General features: G+C 26.8%; 23 protein-coding genes and 1 pseudogene. 10 read left to right on the top strand and 14 right to left on the bottom strand.

The window, feature by feature from the left end; translation table 11 throughout:
* Window positions 1-85 precede the first annotated feature (85 nt).
* The 5 genes from IR152_RS19970 to IR152_RS06070 form a co-directional block, all read right to left on the bottom strand.
* On the bottom strand, window positions 86-220 hold the full coding sequence (locus IR152_RS19970; RefSeq protein WP_255624514.1) for a hypothetical protein: 135 nt from the start codon (window positions 218-220) through the stop codon (window positions 86-88).
* Window positions 221-490: 270 nt separating this feature from the next.
* Window positions 491-871 (bottom strand): DUF3139 domain-containing protein, encoded by a 381-nt coding sequence (locus tag IR152_RS06085; RefSeq protein WP_227450903.1) that lies wholly within the window; start codon window positions 869-871, stop codon window positions 491-493.
* A gap of 83 nt (window positions 872-954) precedes the next feature.
* Window positions 955-1614, bottom strand: coding sequence for a hypothetical protein (locus IR152_RS06080; protein ID WP_227450902.1), 660 nt, complete (start codon window positions 1612-1614; stop codon window positions 955-957).
* 488 nt (window positions 1615-2102) lie between these two features.
* Window positions 2103-3911 carry a sigma 54-interacting transcriptional regulator gene (locus IR152_RS06075; protein ID WP_227450901.1) on the bottom strand — a complete coding sequence of 603 codons (1809 nt, stop codon included), beginning with the start codon at window positions 3909-3911 and terminating at the stop codon, window positions 2103-2105.
* Window positions 3912-4313: 402 nt separating this feature from the next.
* The gene (locus IR152_RS06070) at window positions 4314-4691 is read right to left on the bottom strand and encodes a RidA family protein (protein WP_003421988.1); all 378 of its coding nucleotides are present in this window, start codon (window positions 4689-4691) and stop codon (window positions 4314-4316) included.
* Window positions 4692-5526: 835 nt separating this feature from the next.
* On the opposite strand from IR152_RS06070, the gene IR152_RS06065 reads away from it, so the two are divergent.
* Window positions 5527-5769, top strand: a complete 243-nt coding sequence (locus IR152_RS06065; protein WP_227450900.1) for a hypothetical protein — start codon at window positions 5527-5529, stop codon at window positions 5767-5769.
* A gap of 442 nt (window positions 5770-6211) precedes the next feature.
* Here the strand turns inward: IR152_RS06065 and IR152_RS06060 are convergent, their stop codons facing one another.
* The 8 genes and pseudogenes from IR152_RS06060 to IR152_RS06025 all read right to left on the bottom strand — a co-directional run bounded on the left by IR152_RS06060 (window position 6212) and on the right by IR152_RS06025 (window position 12764).
* The gene (locus IR152_RS06060) at window positions 6212-6751 is read right to left on the bottom strand and encodes a flavodoxin family protein (protein ID WP_227450899.1); all 540 of its coding nucleotides are present in this window, start codon (window positions 6749-6751) and stop codon (window positions 6212-6214) included.
* Window positions 6744-7157 carry a MerR family transcriptional regulator gene (locus IR152_RS06055; RefSeq protein ID WP_227450898.1) on the bottom strand — a complete coding sequence of 138 codons (414 nt, stop codon included), beginning with the start codon at window positions 7155-7157 and terminating at the stop codon, window positions 6744-6746. The genes IR152_RS06060 and IR152_RS06055 overlap by 8 nt, the downstream gene beginning before the upstream one ends.
* Window positions 7158-7378: 221 nt before the next feature.
* Complete coding sequence (locus IR152_RS06050) at window positions 7379-8500, bottom strand: aldo/keto reductase (protein WP_227450897.1); 1122 nt, start codon at window positions 8498-8500, stop codon at window positions 7379-7381.
* Between the two features lie 480 nt (window positions 8501-8980).
* Window positions 8981-9553 (bottom strand): annotated as a pseudogene (locus tag IR152_RS06045) (ABC transporter ATP-binding protein); the annotation flags it as partial.
* 178 nt (window positions 9554-9731) lie between these two features.
* Window positions 9732-11171, bottom strand: coding sequence for a transposase (locus IR152_RS06040; RefSeq protein WP_227450896.1), 1440 nt, complete (start codon window positions 11169-11171; stop codon window positions 9732-9734).
* Between the two features lie 17 nt (window positions 11172-11188).
* Window positions 11189-11590 (bottom strand): IS200/IS605 family transposase, encoded by a 402-nt coding sequence (gene tnpA, locus IR152_RS06035; protein ID WP_227450895.1) that lies wholly within the window; start codon window positions 11588-11590, stop codon window positions 11189-11191.
* Between the two features lie 71 nt (window positions 11591-11661).
* A complete protein-coding gene (locus IR152_RS06030; protein WP_227450894.1) occupies window positions 11662-12054 on the bottom strand; it encodes a hypothetical protein in 393 nt (130 codons plus the stop codon).
* On the bottom strand, window positions 12048-12764 hold the full coding sequence (locus tag IR152_RS06025; protein ID WP_227450893.1) for a LytR/AlgR family response regulator transcription factor: 717 nt from the start codon (window positions 12762-12764) through the stop codon (window positions 12048-12050). The genes IR152_RS06030 and IR152_RS06025 overlap by 7 nt, the downstream gene beginning before the upstream one ends.
* Before the next feature lie 630 nt (window positions 12765-13394).
* Here IR152_RS06025 and IR152_RS06020 point away from each other — a divergent pair.
* The 6 genes from IR152_RS06020 (at window position 13395) to IR152_RS06000 (ending at window position 19528) form a co-directional block, all read left to right on the top strand.
* A complete protein-coding gene (locus IR152_RS06020) occupies window positions 13395-15056 on the top strand; it encodes a cell wall-binding protein Cwp21 (protein WP_227450892.1) in 1662 nt (553 codons plus the stop codon).
* Window positions 15057-15265: 209 nt separating this feature from the next.
* Complete coding sequence (locus IR152_RS06015; protein ID WP_227450891.1) at window positions 15266-16015, top strand: ABC transporter ATP-binding protein; 750 nt, start codon at window positions 15266-15268, stop codon at window positions 16013-16015.
* 12 nt (window positions 16016-16027) lie between these two features.
* Complete coding sequence (locus tag IR152_RS06010; RefSeq protein WP_227450890.1) at window positions 16028-18058, top strand: ABC transporter permease; 2031 nt, start codon at window positions 16028-16030, stop codon at window positions 18056-18058.
* 110 nt (window positions 18059-18168) lie between these two features.
* Entirely contained in the window at window positions 18169-18300 is a 132-nt protein-coding gene (locus IR152_RS19965) for a hypothetical protein (protein WP_255612378.1), read from the top strand.
* Between the two features lie 166 nt (window positions 18301-18466).
* Window positions 18467-18673, top strand: coding sequence for a hypothetical protein (locus tag IR152_RS06005; protein WP_227450889.1), 207 nt, complete (start codon window positions 18467-18469; stop codon window positions 18671-18673).
* Window positions 18674-19057: 384 nt separating this feature from the next.
* On the top strand, window positions 19058-19528 hold the full coding sequence (locus IR152_RS06000; RefSeq protein WP_227450888.1) for a hypothetical protein: 471 nt from the start codon (window positions 19058-19060) through the stop codon (window positions 19526-19528).
* Between the two features lie 473 nt (window positions 19529-20001).
* Here IR152_RS06000 and IR152_RS05995 read toward each other — a convergent pair whose 3' ends face one another.
* The gene (locus IR152_RS05995; protein WP_227450887.1) at window positions 20002-20202 is read right to left on the bottom strand and encodes a hypothetical protein; all 201 of its coding nucleotides are present in this window, start codon (window positions 20200-20202) and stop codon (window positions 20002-20004) included.
* Window positions 20203-20353: 151 nt separating this feature from the next.
* On the opposite strand from IR152_RS05995, the gene IR152_RS05990 reads away from it, so the two are divergent.
* Genes IR152_RS05990 through IR152_RS05980 form a run of 3 tightly spaced genes read left to right on the top strand, consistent with a single transcriptional unit; the run spans window position 20354 to window position 23071 of the window.
* Complete coding sequence (locus IR152_RS05990; RefSeq protein WP_227450886.1) at window positions 20354-21499, top strand: ATP-binding protein; 1146 nt, start codon at window positions 20354-20356, stop codon at window positions 21497-21499.
* Complete coding sequence (locus IR152_RS05985; protein ID WP_413927473.1) at window positions 21489-22091, top strand: response regulator; 603 nt, start codon at window positions 21489-21491, stop codon at window positions 22089-22091. Before IR152_RS05990 ends, IR152_RS05985 begins: the two co-directional genes overlap by 11 nt.
* 59 nt (window positions 22092-22150) lie before the next feature.
* The gene (locus IR152_RS05980; RefSeq protein ID WP_227450884.1) at window positions 22151-23071 is read left to right on the top strand and encodes an AraC family transcriptional regulator; all 921 of its coding nucleotides are present in this window, start codon (window positions 22151-22153) and stop codon (window positions 23069-23071) included.
* Window positions 23072-23118 lie beyond the last annotated feature (47 nt).

Below are 23118 nucleotides of genomic sequence, written 5' to 3'. Positions count from 1 at the left end.
TTTTAATTTTTGCTTTGTTATGCTCTTATTCTTTATATGTCTACTATTTTGTCATATATCTTACTACTTTTATTTTCTATAATTGCTATTTCATTTTGTCAACGAATATAACGTCTTTATTTGCAAGTTCAAATTTACCGGATATACTTTGAATAGCTGGAAGAGTGTTTAAATATCCTTTTTCATTTAATACTAGTTCCACTAAATGCTTCTTTTGCATAGAAAAATTATCATTTTAGCTATATTTTAACATATAGTCAAATTTTTTTAAAATATATATAACATTACTTATTTGTATATTTTCATAAAAATACATAATCTTAATTATAAAAAATTCTTTTTATATCGCAATTAGCTTAATTATAATACACAAATAATAAAATAATGTGTTATTTGAAGTAAAAATAGACAACTCAAAGTTAATACCAGCAAATTAATTTAAAAATAAAAAAGGAGTATATTCTCATAAAACTCCTTTTTCTTTTATAGCTTATTTATCCAAGTAAATTGGAGGATATTTTAAACTCTTAAGTTTCTTAACATCCGTCAGTTCATGACCATCACTTGAGTCATATATTTGTAATAAAACCTTGTTTACGCGTAAAGCATAATAATCATCACTATAAAAGTATTGATATTCATATTGAGAATCATCCTTATAAAATACCTTATAAAGGATACCCTCGTAACTTGCCTTTTTTGCTTTTTCTTTTATAATTTTACTTATATTATCTTTTGAAACGCCCTGTTCTACCATGTATTTATTAATACTTTTTTCAGCTTCATTCCAAGGTTTAAAGTATTTATCATATACAAAAAATCCTGTAAATCCTATAATTAATACTAGTAAAACAACTCGATATTTTTTCATATAAACCTCCTTATTTTAATAAAAGTTACCATATTTAAATTCATTATAATGAACTTTAACTATGTTATAAATTTTCTAATACACTAAGACTTTGGAATATCGAAGTCATAGTTACAACTTAATTGTAAAGTTTTAATGTATTTTCCAGATTTATTAACTTGAACAACTTTAATCGGTATATAATTCTTATAAGGAAGTTCTACAATACCATCCTTTTTATTAAATGTTTTTTTAACTACATCAAAGAACTCTGTCTCTGTTAATTTAGTATTAGTTAATGACTTAAATATATTGTATATGGCTTTAACATATTTATCATTTTCAAACAATTCCATATTTTCCGGATATTCTTTAGCACACAGAATATATAGTGTTGCCTTACCTTTTTTATAGTCTTCGGACATAGAGTAATTTAAACTTTGAATAGATTTTGTAGGAGGATTTTCGAAGCCTCCTATAGATACTACAAAACTACCATCTGAAAATGAATTCGCAACTGTAAGACCACTATCTGTTATAGCTTTTGAAAACTTTTTAGATATATCTTGTCTAACCTTATAAACTCCTTCTATGGTGTTAATTTGTTTCGAATAATCTTCAAATAGTTTAGGTTCGTATTCTTCAGTTGCTTTAGTTTCAGTTTCAATTAAGTTTTTTGATGAATTAGGCATACATCCTGCCATTAAACATACACTTATACTCAAAACTAATATCATAGCTAATATAGATTTTTTTACTTTCATATACTTTCTTCCTCCATTATATCTCTACTTATCAAGTATTTATTAATTACTTACCATAGCACCTTCGTTTATGACTAATCATTCTGATAAATATCAGAAAACTTATAAATTCTTATACTATAAAAAATAAGGATGATATCTTCTGTTATTAAAAAGATATCATCCTTATTTTTTAGTATCAATATATATGACCCAACTAGTAGTTCAATCGACCCAACTGTCATTATTTTAGTTTAATGGTATGTATATGTTTAGTCCAAAGTTTCCTTATTTCATCTTTTAACATCTTCACTATTATTTTTAAGACTATCTATAACAAATATAATTATTTATATTATGATAGAACTTTTTTATCTTCTTTCTTACAAGTTAATATACCTTTTAGTATAATAAAACATATAAGTATTAATAAAACCAATAGTAACTTAGATATAAACTTCAGCATATTGTATTGCCAAGAAATTAAAAAAATTTCTTCTTTATTTAAATTATTGTTGATCTTCTTCCAATTTTCTATATAATGTAGCCAAACCTATACCCAAGTCTTTTGCTATTTTCTTCTTCGTCTTTGTATCTCTTCCGTATTTATTCAACAACTTATTTATATAAGTAAACTCTAATTCTTTAATTGAAAGTATCCTTTCTTGATTCTCTACTATCCCTCCAACTATATCATCTTCAAATATTATATTTATATCCTTATTTTTATAAATATTTCCATTAATATTATAATAGTTCAAAATATCTAATGGAAGCATATCTTTGTATATTATTCCATCATCTCCAACTAAATTCATCATATACTCAACTGCATTTTCCAGTTCTCTTATATTTCCCGGCCAATTATAGTTAATCAACATATTCATCACATTTTCTTCTATTTTATTCAATTGAATACCTAATTCTAAAGAATATTTAGAAGCAAACTTCATCATTATTGCTTCAATATCATCTTTTCTTTCCCTAAGAGGTGGCAAATTTATAGGAATTACATTTAATCTATAGTATAAATCATCTCTAAACTTACCCTCATTTACTAATTTCAATAAATTTTTATTTGTAGCAGCAATCACTCTTATATCTAAATCTATAAGTTTATTTGACCCAATTCTAGCAAATTTTCGCTCTTGTAAAACTCTAAGTAACTTTGCTTGTAGAGGCATTGACAAATCGCCCATTTCATCAAGAAATATAACGCCTTCATTTGCAAGTTCAAATTTACCTACTTTACCTCCACTATTAGCTCCACTAAATGCGCCCTTTATATAGCCAAATAATTCACTTTCAAGTAGGTTTTCTGGGATAGCGGCACAGTTTATAGCAATAAATGGCTTATTCCACCTACTACCTTCAGCATGTATGGCTCTAGCAATTAACTCTTTACCAGTCCCACTTTCTCCAGTTATAAGAACAGTTGAATTTGATTTCGCTAATTTCTTAGTTCTCTCTTTTACTTTTACCATTGCTTCTGAATTTCCAATTATAGAATCTATATCACTATTTCCCCATCCACTATTAACTTTTCCATGTCCTTTATGATTGATATATGTCTTATCAAATATTATTATTTTGTCATATTGATTTATATATGGATATACAGGAATTATTTTGGCATTTATATTATAAATCTTGTTATCAATATCAATTTCTAATAGTTCATGTCCATTTGAGGAGGATTCAACAGATACTATATTTACTATATTTTCTCTTATCTCTTTCTCAATATCCAATTTTTTTAAAGCAATATTGTTTATGTAAGATATTTTGCTATTTATGTCCAGTATTATAACGCCTTTTTCAACATTTTCAATTATTTCTATCATCATATCCATTTTTCTACTACTATTTTTTGACGCTTCATGTTCTTCTATCTTCATAGAAATTAAATCACATATATGATTGACAAATTTTAAATAATTATCTATTTTTTCACTTATTTCTATTTTTTTAGTTTTATCTGTACTAATAGCACCAATTACTCCTATAGTTCGATTATTATACTTTATTGGAACTGCTATTATTACTTTATTTAGGCATTTCATGTAATGGGAACATTCTATACAAAGCTGATTGTCGCATATATCCAATACGACTAATTCCTGACCTGTCTGTATAACTTTATCATAAATAAAGCCCTCTGTAACAACGCTTTCATTTATCTTTGATTTATATAGACCTGTGCCACTAATTCTTATTAATCTATCATCAACTATTTCAATATCTACATCTAACACACTAGCTACTGTTTCAGTGTATTTTATCATTTCTTGTTGAAATTCTTTTAATTTACTTAACATAGTCTCCCCCATTAGAATTTAATTTACCAAATTATCAGTTTAGCTATATTTTAACATATAGTCAATTTTAAAAATATATATAAAACATTACTTATTTATATATTTGCATTAAAACACATAATCTTAATTGTAAAAAGTTTGTTTCATATAATTATTACCTTAATTGTAATATACAGATAATAAAATAAATCACAATGCAATAATAAAATACAAAAAAGCTTTCCTCGTATAACAAATATATTTTTGACACAAAAATATACATTACATGAGAAAAGCTCAATAGTTAAATATTTAGATAGATTTTTATATAGACTTTTTAATATAAACTTTTTTAATTGTAGACTTTTTTTTATTAGTTTTTAATTTTCATTAGTTTTGTTATTGGTTTTATTGTTATAATACTTATAGTACTGCCATTGCTTCAATTTCTAAAACTGCATCTTTTGGTAATTGAGCAACTTGTACACATGATCTTGCTGGTGGATTTTCTTTAAAATATGTAGCATACACTTCATTAATATCATTAAAATCCTTTAAATCTTTTACAAATACTGTAGTCTTAAATATTTTATCCATACTTGTACCAGCTTGTTCTAATATTGCTTTTACATTATCTAAAGAAGCTTTTGTTGCTTCTTTTGGGTCAGATACTAACTCACCAGTCTTCATATCTATTGGAAGTTGACCTGATGTAGAAACTATATTTCCAACTTGAATCGCTTGAGAATATGGTCCAATTGCTCCTGGAGCTTTCTCTGTAGCTATTACTACTTTTGACATGACTTCACCTCCTATTATTAAGTTATATTTACAGGAAAATAAAATTTCCTAAACACCAATATCAATACGAACCTTTAGATTAAATTTAAAATCTAAAACTTCAAATAATCAATACTTAGATGATTATATTTATTTGTGCCCATGTTAACTTTTATTAAAGCAATTAACATGCCAAACTTTACCTATATATAAAATTTTGTGAAGTCATTCAAACTAGCCACATCTAAATATTTTTATAAAAAAACGCTTCAAAATTATTTTTCCGTAATGTCAATTTTTTTCTCATATCTAGAAATTTACCAACTTGAGAATTCTTGTTTTGAGAATTTATATGTTAAAACTAGTTTTTTAATCCTAAATTATCAAGTTATTATGTATGAAAGAACTATAGTTGACAATCCAACCACTATAAATAGTAAAACCTTTACCCAAACCTTATTTACTCTAGTTATCATAGAGCCTATTGAAAATATAATAGTTAAATATAATAGTAACCAAAAAATCATCAATACCCATCACCATTGCTGAGAACTCACAAATCCCTCTTTTAATAACCTTACTTCATAGCATTATTCTTCTCATAATAAATTTATAATCTATCAGTAAATTATTATGTTGATTACCTCTCAGCAACTTTCTCCTTTCCTATTTTTTAAATCTTTTATAGAATTGTATCATGTCTGAATGAATTTTCATACTATTAAGTCTCTTTTATAATAAAGTATTAGATCTCATTCTATGTCCAATAATGTAAGATTGTAGTTATTTTATTGATTTTAATAAATTTATTTAATATACTTATATTAATTATTTTTTATTAGGGGGATTTTTTAATATGGGTAAAAGTGAATTAACAGCAGAAACAACAAAGGAAATGTTAAAGATATTAAGTGGTAAAGATTATAATATTGCTTGTGATTTACATGAGCTTGGTAAATCATTAGATTGCAAAATTGAACCAAAGACAGGTGCTCGTTCTTACAAGATAGTATATTCCACTAAGAAACCAAAACGTAGCCTATTTACTATAGAATGTAACGAAAAAAATGGAGAGTTAAAGCAAATCTTTTTCATCTAAATACATATAAAGATGCTGTAGAAGAATGTTCTAAAACTATTAAGGAAAGTATCACTAAAACTCGTACTTGTAAAAAATGTAATTCAAAGTGTATTGGTGGTTCTTCATTTAAATTAGATGGAAAGTCTTACTTGACTTGTATAGGAAGTGGTCATTATTTTGCAAATATGGAAGAAATCGATTGGAAAAACTTAGAAAAATTAATTACTAAAGAAAATAATATTATGCAGGAATCTATATAGTTTTTAGGGTAACTGTTGAAATATATGAGTGATACTAGATATTTAAATAAATATTGTAAAATAAAAGTAGTGTCTCAAAATGAACTTTTTAGTTCTCGAGACACTTTTTTGTATGAAATCAAATATATTTTCATCATTTCAACAATGAAAAAAAGGCTTATCTCTATTTTGAGACAAACCCTTTATCATATACAAACATACTATGCCAACTTGCCCATTTCATATGCCTGTTTCATTGACTCACTTCCCTTAATATCACCTATGTGCCAAGCTCCTACACCATATACTATACCTTTTTCCTTAGAGCCATTTAAACATGATGTAAACCCTCTAAAACCTTCTATTGTTCTTTCCATATCATCCACATTATTGTCTGCTGCTGTGACAATAAAATAGAAATCTTTATCACAAATTTCAGTATATCTAGAACAAGTTCTATCAATCATAGTTTTCATTTGTGCATTCATAGTATAAAAATAAACTGGAGTTGCCAAAACAATCACGTCTGCTTCAATCATTTTTTCAAGAATTTCTCCCATATCATCCTTCTGTGGACAACTTGCTCCTTTTTCATAACAAGCACCACATCCAGTACAATAGTTAACATCTTTATCTTTTAAAAATATTTTCTCTACTTGATTTTTAGATTCTAACACTCCTTGCATAAATTGGTCACACAATAAATCAGAATTACCACCTTTTCTAGGACTAGCGGACACTATTAATACATTTTTACTCATAAGATACTTCCTCCAATTTTTTATTTATACTCTTGCCTAATGTCTTTTCTTTTTCAATAAGACCTTCTTCGTATCTATCAATCTTAAAATTTAATCGTTCCAAAGTTTTTTGCATTTCTTCCATTCTTTTCACTAGTTGATTTCGCTGTTCTATCAAAAGTTCTTTTCTCGCTTGGATAGTACTATTTCCTTGTTGAAACATAGCCACATATTCAATCAATGTCTCAATAGAAAGACCTGCTCTTCTCATACATTTTATAAAATTAATCCACTCACAATCTTTTTCTGTAAAAGACCTAATCCCACTTTTATTTCTACCTACAGGCGGTATCAGACCAATTCGTTCATAATATCGTAAAGTATCTGCTGAAAGTTCGTATTTTTTGCTAACTTCTGAAATCGTCATACATATATACCTCTCTTGATATTGTATAGATTAAAATATCATTAAATAATTTAAATAATATTCTATCGAAAGTGCTTATTTTGTTTATCTATAGTTAGTAACTTATCAAAATTATTGACTCTATTTATCTACAGTTAGTAAGCTATCAAAACTATTTACCTTATTTATCTACATATAATTATTTTTCAAAATTATTTATCCTGCTTATTTACAGCTACTAATTATTTTTCAAAGATTTCTGCCACATTCTTTAAGGCATCTATAATTTTAATATGTTGTGGGCAACTTTCCTCACATTGTTTACATCCAATACAATCTGATGCTTTACCATAAGTCTTAGTATAGTTATTATAGTAAACCATCTGTGTTGAAAATCCAGCATTAATAGCTTGTTTTTCTGAATTATACAATGCAAAATAGTTTGGAATAGCAATATTTTTTGGACATCCTTCTACACAATACTGACATGCAGTACATGGAACTGCAATTGATTCATTGATAATTTCTACAGCTTTGTCTATAACATCATATTCTTCTTTTATGAATGGTTTAAAATTTTGCATATATCCTGTATTATCTAACAATTGTTCCATATTTGACATTCCACTTAATACCATCATAACATTGTCTTTACTTGCTGCAAAACGGATTGCCCAAGATGGTATTGACATATCTTCATTATAGCCACTCAATAACTTCTCTGCCTTTTCTGGTATCTTTGCAAGTGTGCCTCCTTTTACTGGCTCCATAACAATTACAGGTTTATTGTGCTTCTCTGCTATCTCATAGCATTTTCTAGATTGTATACTTTCATTATCCCAGTCTAAATAGTTAATCTGTAATTGGACAAAGTCTACTTCTGGATGCTCAGTCAAGACTTTATCTAATAATTCTGCACTATCATGAAAAGAAAAGCCAATATTCTTTATTTTTCCTTCTTTTTTCTTTTCTTCAATAAATTTAAAGCTATCAAATTTTTTGGCTACCTCATAATGTGATACACCTATATTGTGCAAAAGATAATAATCAAAATAATCTACACCACACTTTTCTAACTGTTCATTAAAAATAGTCTCTTGTTCTTCTTTTTTCTTTAAAACCATTAATGGTAGTTTTGTAGCTACAGTAAAACTATCTCTTTTGTGTCTCTTTACTAAAGATTCTCTCAACGCTATCTCACTTTTTCCCATATGATATACATAAGCTGTATCAAAATATGTAAACCCTCTCTCTAAAAAAGTATCAACCATTTTATTTAAATATTCCATATCAATAGTTGTAACATCATTTTCATCTTTTACTGGTAAACGCATTAATCCAAAACCTAATTTTTTTGCTTCCATTTTCTTACTTCCCCCTTTAAGTATTCTCTATTTTAACTTATGCTTCTAAATACTTATAAATTTTCTATAATTATACTTTACTACTTAGAGTTAACTTTAAGTCAATAGTTTTTTTATTTTTTAGTTAAATACTCTAAAGATTTATCTATTATTCATTAATTATCTAGTTCATAGTCCCTCATATATTTTTGTTAGAGTTTAAAGAATAAGCTATTTGTAATATTTTAACCTTGTAAGATTAGTATATCAATTGAACGTTACTAATTTCAATTAATACACGCTTTTATTTCTTATATATAGCATTCTAAATTAAATATATATAGTAAAAATGCCCTTAAAATCTATTTATTTAGATTTTAAAGACATTCCCTTTATTTTTAGGCTATATTTAGCAACTAATTCACATATAACATAGAGTATAACAACTATTCTTAAGTGAAAAATATTCATTTTTCATAGTATAGATTTAGATGTATGTCATTAATTGGATATAATTTTACCATCATTAATAGTTATAATATTATCAGCACTCTCAGCTATTTCATTATTATGAGTTATCATAACTAATGTCTGTTTATATTCATTAACACAAAACTTTAATACATCCATTACTTCTCTAGTTGTTTTACCATCTAAATTTCCAGTCGGTTCATCCGCTAATATTACTGAAGGCTTATTTGCAAGTGCTCTAGCAATTGCAACCCTTTGCTGTTGTCCCCCTGATAATTCATTGGGGAATTTCTTGATTTGCGACTTAAGACCTAATTTAATTATTAAATTTTCCATATATTCCTTATCTATCTTTTCACCACTAAGTGAAATAGGCAGTATTATATTTTCATAAACATTTATAACTGGTATTAGATTAAAACTTTGAAATATAAACCCAAATTCTTTACTTCTTATCTTCGACAGTTTATCATCATTTAAAGTATATAAATCTAAATTATCCATAAGTACTTTACCTGAAGTAGGTTTATCAAGCCCTGCCATACAATGAAGTAGTGTACTCTTTCCAGAACCGCTTTGACCAACTATAGCTCTGAAACTCCCATGCCTAAAGGCATGGGGTTCTTAGGTACTACATGAATTTCTATAATACTCTCAGTTACAATAAATCATAACCTACAACATATTATCACTAATCATATTCCCTAAGACTTTTATTAACAAAGTATCTGTTGACACCATTAACGTTAATATTAGGCTCGTTTCTCAACCTATATAGTTTTTATATCCCCATACTAGATATTAATTTATAACCATTTAATTTTAATTTCTTTAATCTACTTATTTCTTTATCATGTAATATTTTAAAGTTATCATACGTGTTAATACATAATTCTCTGTTGATTGATTTTAAATCTTCATTAACATTCATTATTAAAAATGCAGAATAACAATCTCTTTGAATATCCATACTATTATTCCATCTATCCCTTAATTCCTTCTTATTGTACTCATCTAAAAAGTGATTATATTGACTAGCTCTACATTTAGCAGTATCTATTTTATATAGTTTTTCACCATTATATTTTAACTTATTGTCTAACATAGTCAAAAACATTGATGGTGCTTTATTTGCTAATGATTTTCCAAAACGTTTCTTCTTATTGATTCTACCAGTCTTTTCATTAATAGTAGTATTCTTTACTCTAGCTTGAAGTCTTTTATAACTCATCGTTTCAACATAAAACTTATTACCTAAATTTAATAATTTGTTAATTAGCACATAATGGTCTTGCTTTCTTATTTCAGTTTGCTTTCTATATAGCTCTTTTCTTAGTGTTTTTAATTTAATATAGTGATTACTAAATATCCACCTATCTCTATTTCCTTGTTTTATAGTACCATTATCATTGAATTTATTAGGATTGGTTGCACGTTTACTTCTATCCATTTTACGTTGAATTAATTTTAATTGCCTATCTATATTATTAACATTAGGAGCTAACTCCAATAGCTTAACATCATATTTACTAGATATGGCTATAGTTTGAGTTCCAATATCTATACCTACATTACCCAAACCAATTTGCCCTTTTATTTTTCCTTGAGTGGTTGTTTTTTTAGGTGGAACTCCTTCTAAGACTAATTGTACATACCATTTAATTTTACCCTTAATTTCTTTTTTAAGTATTCTACAATATTTTATTCTATCTTGAATTGCTCTTTGAGCATAGTTGTCGTTATTCTTTATTATTACTGGAATAGCCATCTTATTAAATTTAATAACACCATCTTTATAACTAATTCCAGTTGAATTTTGTTTTCCTTCTATTGATGTTAATTCATTATATCTAATATAATTAACCTGTTTAGCTTGATGATATATATACTTACTAAAAGCATTAAAACATCTTGTGGATATTTTCTGAGATATAGCAGAATTTAATTTATAATATTTACAAATAGGTTTAACAAAATTATGAAGTGAATACTCTGTCAAATTATATTTCTTAGTAATATCATTAAATATTTTATTTCTATCTTTACCCTTATATTTACAATTTGCTTGATACTCCTTAGATTCTATCATGTGGTTATACCTTTTAAATAGTTCTGATAAACATGAATTATATACTTTTCTATACTTATCAAAAGTATTACATATAATATCTTCTTGAAACTTTTCTGTCTTTAATTGTAATGTTAATATATAATTTGACATAATATTCACCTCACTTTCTAATATCTTGTTTTCTGATTTTCTACATATTTTTTAATAGTTTCACTACATACATTTTCTGCTGTAGATACAAAATAACTTCTAGTCCATAAACTAGGCATTTTTGATAATTCAATAAATTCTTCTCTTAATATTTTACTTGTATAACCTTTTATATTTTGCATTATATCAGAAGGACTTAAAGTTGGAAGACTATTAAAAAACATATGTGTATGGTCTTTATCACATTCTATTGCAATAATTTCAATATCCATCTGCTTACACTTATTTTTAACCAATGTTTTAAATCTATCTTCTAAACCTTCTATATTAAATACTTTTCTTCTATATCTAGGACAGAATACAAAATGATAATTAATTAGACTAACAGTTGTTTGAGTTCTTCTATATTTATTTTCCATATATTTATATTAACATTATATGTGTATGTGTCAATACCTTTTATACACTATTTGTGCTATCCATCCCACACCTAAAGGAGTGGGCTTTCCGCACTATGTTGTAATATATTTAGATTGTCTATAGAATTTATCATTAATATTACACTTGAACTAACAGAATCCACACCTATTAATATCATCCAGTATACTAAACTTATTACTAAACTTTTTAATACTGTCGATTTATAATTATATAAATAAAATATATATCCACCAATCATCCCAATAAACAATTTAATATTTGAATTTACACCTGCAATAGTTAATACTGTTGTAATTACAATAAGAGTAGCAATTAAGCTATTTATAATTGTATTATTTTTTCTATGTTCACTAAATTCATCTAATATAAGCTTATAAACCCCCCATTCTACCGTTGTAGATATTACTGTAACTATATTCCAAAACAAAGCTTTATCTAACATATAATATCTCCTAATACATTAGCTAATTTAATTTTAAAATCCTTAATTTTACTCCTACTAACTGGAATTTCTGCATTATTAACTAAAACTACATTCTGTTTTATGTATTGTATATGATTCATATTAACTAAATAACTTTTATGACATCTATAAAATTTACAATTATGCTCATTTAATTCTTTTTCAATTTTAGATAAACTATTTTTTATATCATAGCTTTGATCTATTGTATGAATAGTTATATCTTTATCTCTAACTTCAATATAAGTGATACTATCTATTGAAATTTTATACACTATACCTTTATTTTGAATAATTAAATTATTTTCGTTTCTTTTAGAGATATCTTCTACACATGAAAGAACATGCTTCTTTAATTCATTAAATTCAATTGGTTTTATTAAATACCTATAAGCTCTGACCTCATAACCGTCTTGTATATAATCTACTACTGCTGTTGTAAATATTATCTCTGAATTACAATCAACTTCTCTAATCCTTCTTGCTATATCCATACCTGAAAGCTTATCCATTTCTATATCTAAAAAAAATATATGTGTATCTTCTGGATAATTTTCAATTAAATCTTCCCCACAATTAAATGTTATAATTTCAAATTGCTTATCTACATCTTTTAATATAACTTCTACATATCCCTTTAGCTTATCTCTAAATATAAAATCATCTTCACAAATAACTATCTTAAGCATAAATACCTCCATCGCAATAATATAAATTTTATTTATTCCTACTAACCTAAAAAATTCCCTATATTTAATAAAGAATAATATACGATTATCGTTATGCTATTATTTATTTTGATAGTGAAAAATATCCAATTTGAATTTTGTGTTATATTGAGTATTGATTAAAAAGCTAAAAACAAGTTGCCGAAATTATAATACTTCCATTTTTTTAATTTAAATTCTATATATATTCTATTCTACCATATATTTACATTATATTCACTTAATAACTCTTTTAGCTAATAAATACTATCATCTTCTATCTATCCTATCATTTTATTTAACAAAGTTAATCGTTTCATGATATATTTATTACTAAAATGTCTATAAATACCCTCTCCTTTATATTCATAATTATCATTTATAATTACCTTCATTCCATCTTAAGATAAACTCTAACTATTGATTCAGTTTTTACTATATAAAGAGTTAATTTTAATTTATTTTATAACACATCCATTTTCTTAATATAAACCTCTATAAAAGCTTTTTCCCAATAAATTATGATATAATATTGATAATAGCTTGACTTTAAGATTATACTTTACTAAGTAACACTAAATAACAAAATTTTAAAGATTGTGAGGTAAAAATATGAATAAGAAAAATTTAGCTATATTAATATCGGGTATGATGTTTTTTTCTAGCTCTTCAGCAATTTTTGCAGACAATACTACAAAACAAGAAAGATTAATAGGTGAAACAAGATATGAAACAGCTGTAGAAGTAAGCAAATTGGGATGGGTTCAATCAAAAACAGCTATTATCGTTAATGGTAACTCTATTCAAAGTGCTCTTTGTGCAAATCCATTTGCTAAACTAAAGAATGCACCTATTCTTTTAGTAAACAGTAATAGTATCGAAAGTTCGACTAAAGCTGAACTTAAAAGACTTAATGTAGACAATGTATACATAGTAGATAGCGGAAATAGTATTTCTTCCAAAGTAGAAAATGAAATAAAGTCACTTAACATAAAAATAAATAAAATAGTAGGAAATAATATATATGAAATGTCTACAAATGTACTTAAAGAAATAGATAAAATAAAAAAAGTAGAAAATGTTGCTGTTGTTAATGGCTTAAAGGGATTATCTGATGCAGTTAGCATAGCTTCTCCAGCAGCAATACACAATATGCCTATAATATTAGTATCAGACGAAAATAGTAATAATAACAGTATAAATTTCTTAAATAATAGGTCTATAAAAAAATCTTACATAGTTGGAGGAAGTAAGGTTTTGTCAGATAATACAGTAAAAAAATATCCAAATAAAGAAAGAATTAGTGGTTCGGATAGAAACAATACTAATGCAAAAATTATAGAACAATTTTATAAGGACAAAAAAATAAATAATATATTTGTAGCCAAAGATGGTATTAATCAAGAAAATGCACTAGTCGATTCATTATCAATAGGAGTACTAGCTGCTAAAGAAAATTCTCCTATAATGATATCTAATGGTAGCCTTGTAAATAGTCAAAAAGAATTTATTAAAAACAAAGACATAAATGAAATAACACAGGTAGGAGGAGGATATAATCAAAAAGCGTTTGAAGATATTTTAAAACTAAAAAATGTCAACATAAGAAATAAAACTAAAAAAATATCTTTAATACAAGCTAAAAAAATATTAAAGCAAGCTCTTCCAGGAAGTAATATTTTAGTTTGTTACTATGATGAAGATGATAATAAATACGACTGCAAAGTTATAAAAGATAATGTCCTATATGAGATAGAAATTGATGCCTACTCTGGTAAAATAATAGAAATTGAAAAAGATGATGACTTAAATGATAATAATTTAGGTACAAAAAATATATCATTGGATAAAGCTAAGTCTATAGCATTAGATGCTGTTCCTAATGGTAATTTAATCTATTGTAAATATGATGCTGAAGATAATGAATATGAAGCTAAGGTAGCAAAAAATAAGAAAACCTATGAATTAGAGATAAGTGCATTTGATGGAAGAATTATAGATATTGATATGGACAAGGATTCTGACGATGACTTTGATGATAATGATAATAATCACAACAATAACTCTAATACTAATGACAACAATTCTATTATTGGTGCTGAAAAAGCTAAATCAATAATGTTAGATAAAGTACCTGGTGGAAAAATAGTAAAATTTAAATATGATGAAGATGACAAAGAATATGAAGGTGAAATAATAAAAGGAAAAACTGAGTATGAAATAACAATTAGTGCAATTACTGGTAAAATATTAGAATTTGAAATAGATAATTAATAAAATATATATTTTATTAATTATCCCAAAGCCATAAATACTGGAATTTTCCGTATCTATGGCTTTTCTTTTATTTTGTTTTTTAATTAGTCCCCCCATTAAATTGTAATAAAATTAACTTACACAGAATTATTGCGTGATTTACTCATGAAAGAACAATAAAGTTAATATATAATTTGACTGTATTAAGATGAAAGGGGACATATACAATGAATACAATATTAAAAGTAAATAACATAACTAAAATTTATAATAAAGGTCAACAACCTAGTTTGGATAAGGTGTCCTTTAATGTATCAGAAGGAGAATTTATAGGAATAATGGGAGCTTCTGGCTCTGGAAAAACAACTCTTCTTAACGTATTATCTACAATTGATAAACCAACAAGTGGAGATGTTTTAATAAACAATATAAATTTGAAATCGCTTAGCGATACTAGTGCTGCTGATTTTCGTAGTGATAATTTAGGTTTTATCTTCCAAGAGTATTTTTTACTAGATAGCCTTACAATTTTTGAGAATATTTCAGTACCTCTTACACTTCAAAAACTACCCCCAGATAAGATAGAAAACATGGTAAGGAGTCTAGCTGAACGATTTGGCATAGCTTCTCAATTAAACAAATACCCAAATGAACTATCTGGTGGGCAAAGACAGAGAGCTTCAGCAGTTAGAGCAATAGTAAAACAACCTAGCATTCTATTTGCAGACGAACCAACAGGTGCTTTAGATTCCAACTCAGCCACTGAACTACTCTACTCACTACAAGAAGCAAATGAGGAATTGAAAACAACAATTTTAATGGTAACACATGATGCCTATGCAGCTAGTTTTGCAAATCGAATTTTGATTTTTAAAGATGGTCATATTATTAAGGAGTTATACAAACAGCAGAACAATAGACATACATTTTATGAATTGATTATTCAAGAAATTGCAAAATTAGATACTAAACGATAGGAGGATAATTTAATGAACATTTTTTACATGGCAATAAAAAATCTTAAAAAGAACTTTTCATTCTATTCTCTATATCTGCTTTCAGTCTCCTTTGTGATTACCGTATTTTTCGCATTTACTTCATTTTCGGTTAATAAAGTAATGTTAGAAAAGATTTCAACTGATGGTAGAGTTGAATCTATGTGTAATGTTATTTCTATATTTTTGATGGCATTTGTCATCTTTTATATGGCATACTCAAATCGCTTCTTCTTGAGACGTCGTACAAAAGAATTAGGCATATATGCTTTACTTGGCTATCGTAAGTTTACAATCTTATCACTACTTACCTTTGAAAACATGTTAATTTGTAGTGGAACTTTTATTACTGGATTGGTATTAGGAGCATTGGTACATAAGGGTATTGTCTTTGGCATTACAGTACTACTTAATTTATCAATCGACAATTCACAGATATCGTTTTTTAATATAAATGCAATAAGCAAAACAATCATTTTTATAGCATTAGTTGTTTTAGTTTTAGCTATATCAAATGGTAAATTTCTTTATAAGACTTCACTTATAAAGTTGATAAGATATGAAAAAAGCGCAGAAAAAAAATTGAAGTTCAGAAAAATTTCAGCCTTTATGGGATTTATTATGATTTTAAGTGGGTATTGTTTATCACTAGATATTCTTCGTGGAACTAAGTCAGTATGGATAAGTATTGGATTTTATCAAATGGGCTTGATAACTATGATTCTCATTGTGATTGGTACAGTTCTCTTTATCAATTCCTTTCTTCCATACATTATGCAAAAGAGTAAAAAAAATAAACGAGCTTTCTACACAGGTACGAAGATAATAACTATTCCAAACTTTATCTATCGTATCCGTTCAAATTCTAAAACTCTAATTATGCTTACATTACTCTCTGCTGCTACTTTGACAGTTTCAAGTGTTATGGCACTTTCTTTATACTACCCTATTGCATCCGTTTCACGTATTACACCTTCAGAAATAGAATTTAGAGTAGAAAAAAATGAACAAATCGACGATGTAAAACAAATTGTCAGTCAATACACGTCTAATACAGACGATATTATTTTTACACAGACAAATATTTATAAGGTAAAATCTTCATCAAAAGACCTTCCACTTGAATATGAAATTGGTACATCTAAGAATGATTTATCTAATAATAGTTCGTCTAAAGAAGTTATTCCAAGAGAAGCAGGATTTGAATGTATATCTTTTTCTGATTATTATACTTTACTAAAGGCACAAAATCGAACAAAACTACTAGAACAACTTAACCCTTTAAGTGATAATGAATGTATTTTGATAAAATATCAACCAAATAATGATGAAAGTAGTGAAAATGGAACGATTTATCAACTACTCATCAATAGTAAAGAAACACCTGTAACTGTAAGAGAAACATCATTAAACAATGCTATTTCTTTTGGAAATAGCGTTGGAACACTTATTGTTAGTGATAGTATATATGAACAAATAGCACAAAATAAATTACTAGTAACAAGCATTTTAAGTATTAATGGTAAATCAATTAAAAATAATGAAAATTTATATAGTAATATTTCAGATTATTTAAATGGAAGCCCTTATTTACAGGGATATTCTCACAGGATAAATGATTTATTATCAATCAATAGTTCTACATTTCTACTAATCGGATTTCTTGTGGTATTATTCTTTATTGCTGCTGGAAGTATTTTATACTTTAACAATATATCAGCAATTTCAGATTCAAAATCCGATTATGATATTTTACAAAAAATGGGTTATACTAATATACAAATAAAAAAAATTATTAAAAAACAAGTATTGCCATTTTTTAATATTCCGTTTTTACTTGGGATATTGAACTGTGTATTTGCTACATTGGTTTATAAGACTGCTTTGATGCAGAATTTACTTGGAAACTCATTTTCACAATATATACCTGTGATTATTGCGATTTTCTTAACTGCTGTAGTATATTTAATATATTATATACTTACTATTAAATCCTGTTGTAAAATTGTATTAAGCTTAATATAGATTCTAATTATCTTTTTATATATTCTTATACTCTCGTAAAGCCTTATTCTATAGGGGTTACGAACATTTTACTTTCGGTATATACTTCACATTTCTTCTTATAAATACTCATGTCTTACCTTTGGAAAGTGGTACAGCAACAGAAGTTTCAGGAAATGATGAACATCTATGACGATTTATACAGTCTTGACCTGTTTGAAGAAACGATTGAGGGATTTAAAGATTTAGATGAGATAAAGTAACCTTTATCCGCTTTTAAGAAGATATAGTAAAATAAAAAGCCCGATTAAGAGTGCTTCGCACCACCTTTTGTGAAAGGCTCTTGATAGGGCTTTTTACCTTTGCTATACGTTATAGAAAGTAGTATAATAGTCATATAAAGCCGAATTTGTAGAGGAGTGGTATGAGATGAGCAAATATGATACTTTATGGAAATATATACAGGAAAATGGAAACCAGTCTTTCAAATTAACTTTCGCTGAAATTGCTGAAATTACAGGGATAGCTATAGACCATTCTTTTTTGAAATACAAAAAGGAACTTACGGAATATGGTTATCAAGTTGGAAAAATATCTATGAAAGAGCAAACAGTTATTTTTAATAAATGTGATTAATAATTCCAGTTTACAGTAGTGATTAAGAGAAATAAAAATTGTAAGTTGTAAGGGTGATGTTATTGTGATTGAAAAGGATGACTGGCGATTATTGAATCATGTTAAATATTTAAAAAAGGCATATATAAATCCGACTGACGGAGAAGAAATTTGAAAACAAGCACTACAGCTAAAATGTTGCGAATTTTGTTCAGACTCTGTACAGGACAACCCTTATGGTGATTTATTCCGGTTGATTTGTCGTGCTACATTTGCGAAGATTGCTATAGTGATTTCAAAGACATGTTCGAGTGGGAAAAACTTGATGGTTGCGATATTAGACTGGGGCGAATAACTCCCAGTTTATAGATAGAAAGAAAAATTAAAACTTGTAGGAGGATAGAAATGTACCAGTATTGTGACTTAGATGATTGTTGTATTAGCCTTCATGATTGCTTTGTAGAAAAAATGGATTTTGATAATGGTATCTTATCCTTCGTTTTTCCTGATGGTTTTTGGATAATAAAAAAACATTCTCAAAACAAGTCAAATACTACTGTTCGCACAAATTCTTCTCAAGTAGATTTTCAAATTATAGATGAAGAAATCGATGGCATTGAGATTTATGTTTTTAAGGGAAATGGAAAAGTAAAAACAATCCGTGAAAATTGGGAACCGATAAATTTTATAACTGCTATTAATAATGGAAAATTTAGGATAGAGTTTATTACGCAATATAAAAACTATCAATCTTTTCTATTCAAATATTGGGCATGTTTCGACAAATCGCCGTATCATTTAGAATGTGAAATAATTTTACATAGTAATAGTGTGGCTTATCGTTGGAATAAGCTACGTTATGATTGTATTTGGTAAATTACAGTTTATCAAGCAGTTAGTCAATAGATTGACTGCTTTTCCTTTACAAAGAAAAAGAACTCCTAAATAAAAGTGCCTATCATTGTTTTAATAATTAAGTCGTATCAAAGCTCACTCATTCGTGGTAAATTCGTGGTAAAATAAATATTTACTAATTGTAAAACTGCTGCTAAATCCAGTGTTTATGTGGATAATCGGCATTTCTATATAAAATTTTGTATAAAAAAATAATATTTACCAAATCGTCAAACTTAAATGCATGACCATTTGATATACTTTATTTATAAGTACTTGATATAATACAAAACTATAGATTCATAAGTTTGATATAGCCATAAAATTGATATAGTACAAAACTATAAATCCATAAGGAGGTGTAGAAAATTGCAAAATTTTAATTTAAAAATACTATTTTTAGGAAACTACATTCTATCAATCCTCTTCATGGGAGTATCTACAAGTATTGAAACTTATATGAGTATCCAAAGCATTATTCCCTTAATAATTTCAACATTATTACTTATAGATATTACATATATAACCTCTTGTAATGTCCGAGAAAATAACATTATCTCATTGTTTTGTGGATTACTGGCACTAGATAGTTGGTATTTGCTCTTATCATTTGTAGCCACACCAATAGGCACTATTATTTTTAAAATTTTAAGCACAATTATAGCGTATGTCTCTATTAAATTTATATTTTTATTTTTGTTTCAATGTAGTGGATACAAGTTTCGTAAGATAACAGATATTTTATTTCTCATCACCTGTACTGCTGCAATTATAGGAGCATTTATCTCTGAAAAAATATATGCTTGTATGTATGGAATTCAGTTTGTTGTTAGTATAATAAGCTTTTTCTATATTATTTTTTATCATTGGAAAAGGGTCGTTTTTGTTATAAGAAGTGAAAAAAAACCTATATCGTTTTCTGTATTTACAACAATTATAGGATTCTTTACTTATTATTTTTTCACACTAAGAATATCAAATCATATTGGTAATTTTGGAATCTATCTAATTGTATTGATATTTTCTATGAGTATTCATGGAATTGTACTTAAAGAAAATGATAGTTTTCCTATTTCAACAGTTTTTAACTTAAAACAAAGGGCTATTTTTCTTTTTACAAGTATTTTAGTAGTTAGTTTGATAGTACTATTTAGTAGTAGTAATTTTTCTATAATATTAATAGCTATAAATGTTTTATTTATGCTTATTTTTCTTTGTAATATTATTTTGGAATTTAACTTAAAACATGAAAAAAATCAAATACCTAAAAATAGTAAGTATACTTTTGCATTAGAAAGATTACAACAAGAGGAACAACTAAAAACAGATTTTTCTAATTTTTTACATGACGAGGTATTACAGGATTTGCTTTCAATAAAAAATATGACAAGTAAGTCATATCGTCCAGAAGTACAAGATATTATATACGGAACACTTAACAACTTAAATACACGTATAAGAAAGCAAATGCAAGACTATCATCCCGTAATCTTAAAAAATTTGACAGTAAAAGAAAATTATCAGAATTTAATTGAAAGTGTTTCTTTATCATTTCCACAAAGAAATATTCTGGTTGCATTTAAGTGCTCTGATACTCTATTCTTGGTTGAGCCGTATGATATATTGATATACCGTCTAATTAAAGAATTATTGACAAATGTATATAAGCACTCAAATGGTAGCCACGCATGGATAACTTTATCACTAGAAAAAGATATAATAAAATTATCTGTTAGTGATAATGGTGTGGCAAATACATCCTTTAAAGCTCATTTAGATATATCTAAAATGCCTTTAGATACAACAAGCCATAAAGGCGTTATCTTAATTAAAGAACAAGTAGAAAACCTAGAAGGAACAATAAATATTTCTGATAATATACCTCATGGAGTTTGCGTACAAATTACAGTTCCTATGAAAGGAGATGGTTCATATAAATATTTTGTTAGTTGATGACCACATGCTTTTTGCTAAGAGCTTGTCCATTGCATTAGAAGAATACGAAGAAATCGAACAATTTTATTCTACACAAGATGTTCATAATTTATCAGAAATAATTATAAATAAAAAAATAGATATTGTATTGATGGATATAAATCTTAGAGACTTAAGTGAATATGATGGATTAGAGATAGCTTATAATCTATTAGAAACTAACCCTACTATTAAAATAATAATGTTAACTGGATATGACCTACCAGTTTATAAATATGAAGCTAAAAAAATAGGTATCTGTGGATTCCTTAATAAGAATATCAGTCCAGATGATTTAATTGATTCATTATTGAAAGTCTATCAAGGTCGAACTTGTTTCCCATCTGAAAATAATGAACTAATTATTGAAGATTTGACAAGTATGGAGAAAAAAATATTACAGCTTGTCTGTAGTGGAAAAAAAAGAAAAGTGATTGCTGATGAATTGTACATAAGTGAAAGAACATTATCAAATCATTTACAGCACATATATGACAAACTCGATGTCTCTTCATCAGTTGAAGCTATTACAAAAACAATTCAAATGGGCTATATTTCTCCAGTATATTAAAAAATAGTGTTCATTTAATTAGTTAATATACATATTTTACACAATGAGGAGGAATAGTTATGACAAACTCTAAAAGTAAAAAAGAATATATAAATCGTATTTGCAAAGTACAAGACTATATAGAAGAACATTTACATGAACCTCTTTCCCTTGATGAGCTTTCCAATATAGCAGGTTTTTCAAAGTTTCATTTTCATAGAATTTTCAAAACTATAGAAAAAGAAACTTTGTCTCAGTATGTAAATAGACTAAAGTTAGAGAACGCAACTTCTTTTCTTATTCATCGTACTGATATGACAATTACTGATATTGCACATTACTTTGGCTTTACTGATTCTGCAGTTTTTTCTAGAGCATTTAAAAATTATTATAAAATAAGCCCTATAAAATATAGAAATAATTATAGCAAGAATTGCAAAGAACCATATAAAATTTCTCAGTACAATAGAAGCATATCAAAACCTAAATGTAAGAATACTAGAGAGGTTAAAGGTGAAATTGAAATTCTAGAACTTGATAATATGAATACTATTTACACTAGATATACTGGTTCATATGGTAATCTAACTAGTACTTTCCCAAAACTTTTAGAACGGTTATTCAAATATGCAAGTGAACAGAATCTAATTGGACTTGAAAACACAAAAATATTAGCCATTTATCATGATAATCCACAATTTACACAGGAGCATCAATTGAGGACTAGTATTTGTATGACCATTCCAGATAACATTGTTGTCAAAGAGAATGACAACCTTGGCAATATGATAATACCTTCTGGAAAATATCTTGTGGGACATTTTGATATTTCAAAATCTGAATATAGTGATGCGTGGGATTTTATGTATAATGAATGGCTATCGAATGGTAATTATAAGTTACGTGCCTCCTTCCCTTTTGAAGTATATCTTAACAACCCACATAATCACCATCAAAATAGACACTTGGTCGATATATATTTACCTATAGAACCTTTTTAACAACCTCATCTAAGCTATTCTTGTATTAAGGATTAACATATTCCTAT

This window comes from Clostridioides sp. ES-S-0108-01 (assembly GCF_020662285.1).
Classification (GTDB): Bacteria; Bacillota; Clostridia; order Peptostreptococcales; family Peptostreptococcaceae; genus Clostridioides.
This window is presented reverse-complemented; position numbering and strand designations above follow the sequence as displayed.

Excerpts from the sequence above, each read along its gene's own strand:
- IR152_RS19970 (WP_255624514.1), bottom strand. The coding sequence starts at position 220 with ATGCAAAAGAAGCATTTAGTGGAACTAGTATTAAATGAAAAAGGATAT.
- IR152_RS06085 (WP_227450903.1), bottom strand. The coding sequence starts at position 871 with ATGAAAAAATATCGAGTTGTTTTACTAGTATTAATTATAGGATTTACA.
- IR152_RS06080 (WP_227450902.1), bottom strand. The coding sequence starts at position 1,614 with ATGAAAGTAAAAAAATCTATATTAGCTATGATATTAGTTTTGAGTATA.
- IR152_RS06075 (WP_227450901.1), bottom strand. The coding sequence starts at position 3,911 with ATGTTAAGTAAATTAAAAGAATTTCAACAAGAAATGATAAAATACACT.
- IR152_RS06070 (WP_003421988.1), bottom strand. The coding sequence starts at position 4,691 with ATGTCAAAAGTAGTAATAGCTACAGAGAAAGCTCCAGGAGCAATTGGA.
- IR152_RS06065 (WP_227450900.1), top strand. The coding sequence starts at position 5,527 with ATGGGTAAAAGTGAATTAACAGCAGAAACAACAAAGGAAATGTTAAAG.
- IR152_RS06060 (WP_227450899.1), bottom strand. The coding sequence starts at position 6,751 with ATGAGTAAAAATGTATTAATAGTGTCCGCTAGTCCTAGAAAAGGTGGT.
- IR152_RS06055 (WP_227450898.1), bottom strand. The coding sequence starts at position 7,157 with ATGACGATTTCAGAAGTTAGCAAAAAATACGAACTTTCAGCAGATACT.
- IR152_RS06050 (WP_227450897.1), bottom strand. The coding sequence starts at position 8,500 with ATGGAAGCAAAAAAATTAGGTTTTGGATTAATGCGTTTACCAGTAAAA.
- IR152_RS06040 (WP_227450896.1), bottom strand. The coding sequence starts at position 11,171 with ATGTCAAATTATATATTAACATTACAATTAAAGACAGAAAAGTTTCAA.
- tnpA (WP_227450895.1), bottom strand. The coding sequence starts at position 11,590 with ATGGAAAATAAATATAGAAGAACTCAAACAACTGTTAGTCTAATTAAT.
- IR152_RS06030 (WP_227450894.1), bottom strand. The coding sequence starts at position 12,054 with ATGTTAGATAAAGCTTTGTTTTGGAATATAGTTACAGTAATATCTACA.
- IR152_RS06025 (WP_227450893.1), bottom strand. The coding sequence starts at position 12,764 with ATGCTTAAGATAGTTATTTGTGAAGATGATTTTATATTTAGAGATAAG.
- IR152_RS06020 (WP_227450892.1), top strand. The coding sequence starts at position 13,395 with ATGAATAAGAAAAATTTAGCTATATTAATATCGGGTATGATGTTTTTT.
- IR152_RS06015 (WP_227450891.1), top strand. The coding sequence starts at position 15,266 with ATGAATACAATATTAAAAGTAAATAACATAACTAAAATTTATAATAAA.
- IR152_RS06010 (WP_227450890.1), top strand. The coding sequence starts at position 16,028 with ATGAACATTTTTTACATGGCAATAAAAAATCTTAAAAAGAACTTTTCA.
- IR152_RS19965 (WP_255612378.1), top strand. The coding sequence starts at position 18,169 with ATGTCTTACCTTTGGAAAGTGGTACAGCAACAGAAGTTTCAGGAAATG.
- IR152_RS06005 (WP_227450889.1), top strand. The coding sequence starts at position 18,467 with ATGAGCAAATATGATACTTTATGGAAATATATACAGGAAAATGGAAAC.
- IR152_RS06000 (WP_227450888.1), top strand. The coding sequence starts at position 19,058 with ATGTACCAGTATTGTGACTTAGATGATTGTTGTATTAGCCTTCATGAT.
- IR152_RS05990 (WP_227450886.1), top strand. The coding sequence starts at position 20,354 with ATGTATGGAATTCAGTTTGTTGTTAGTATAATAAGCTTTTTCTATATT.
- IR152_RS05980 (WP_227450884.1), top strand. The coding sequence starts at position 22,151 with ATGACAAACTCTAAAAGTAAAAAAGAATATATAAATCGTATTTGCAAA.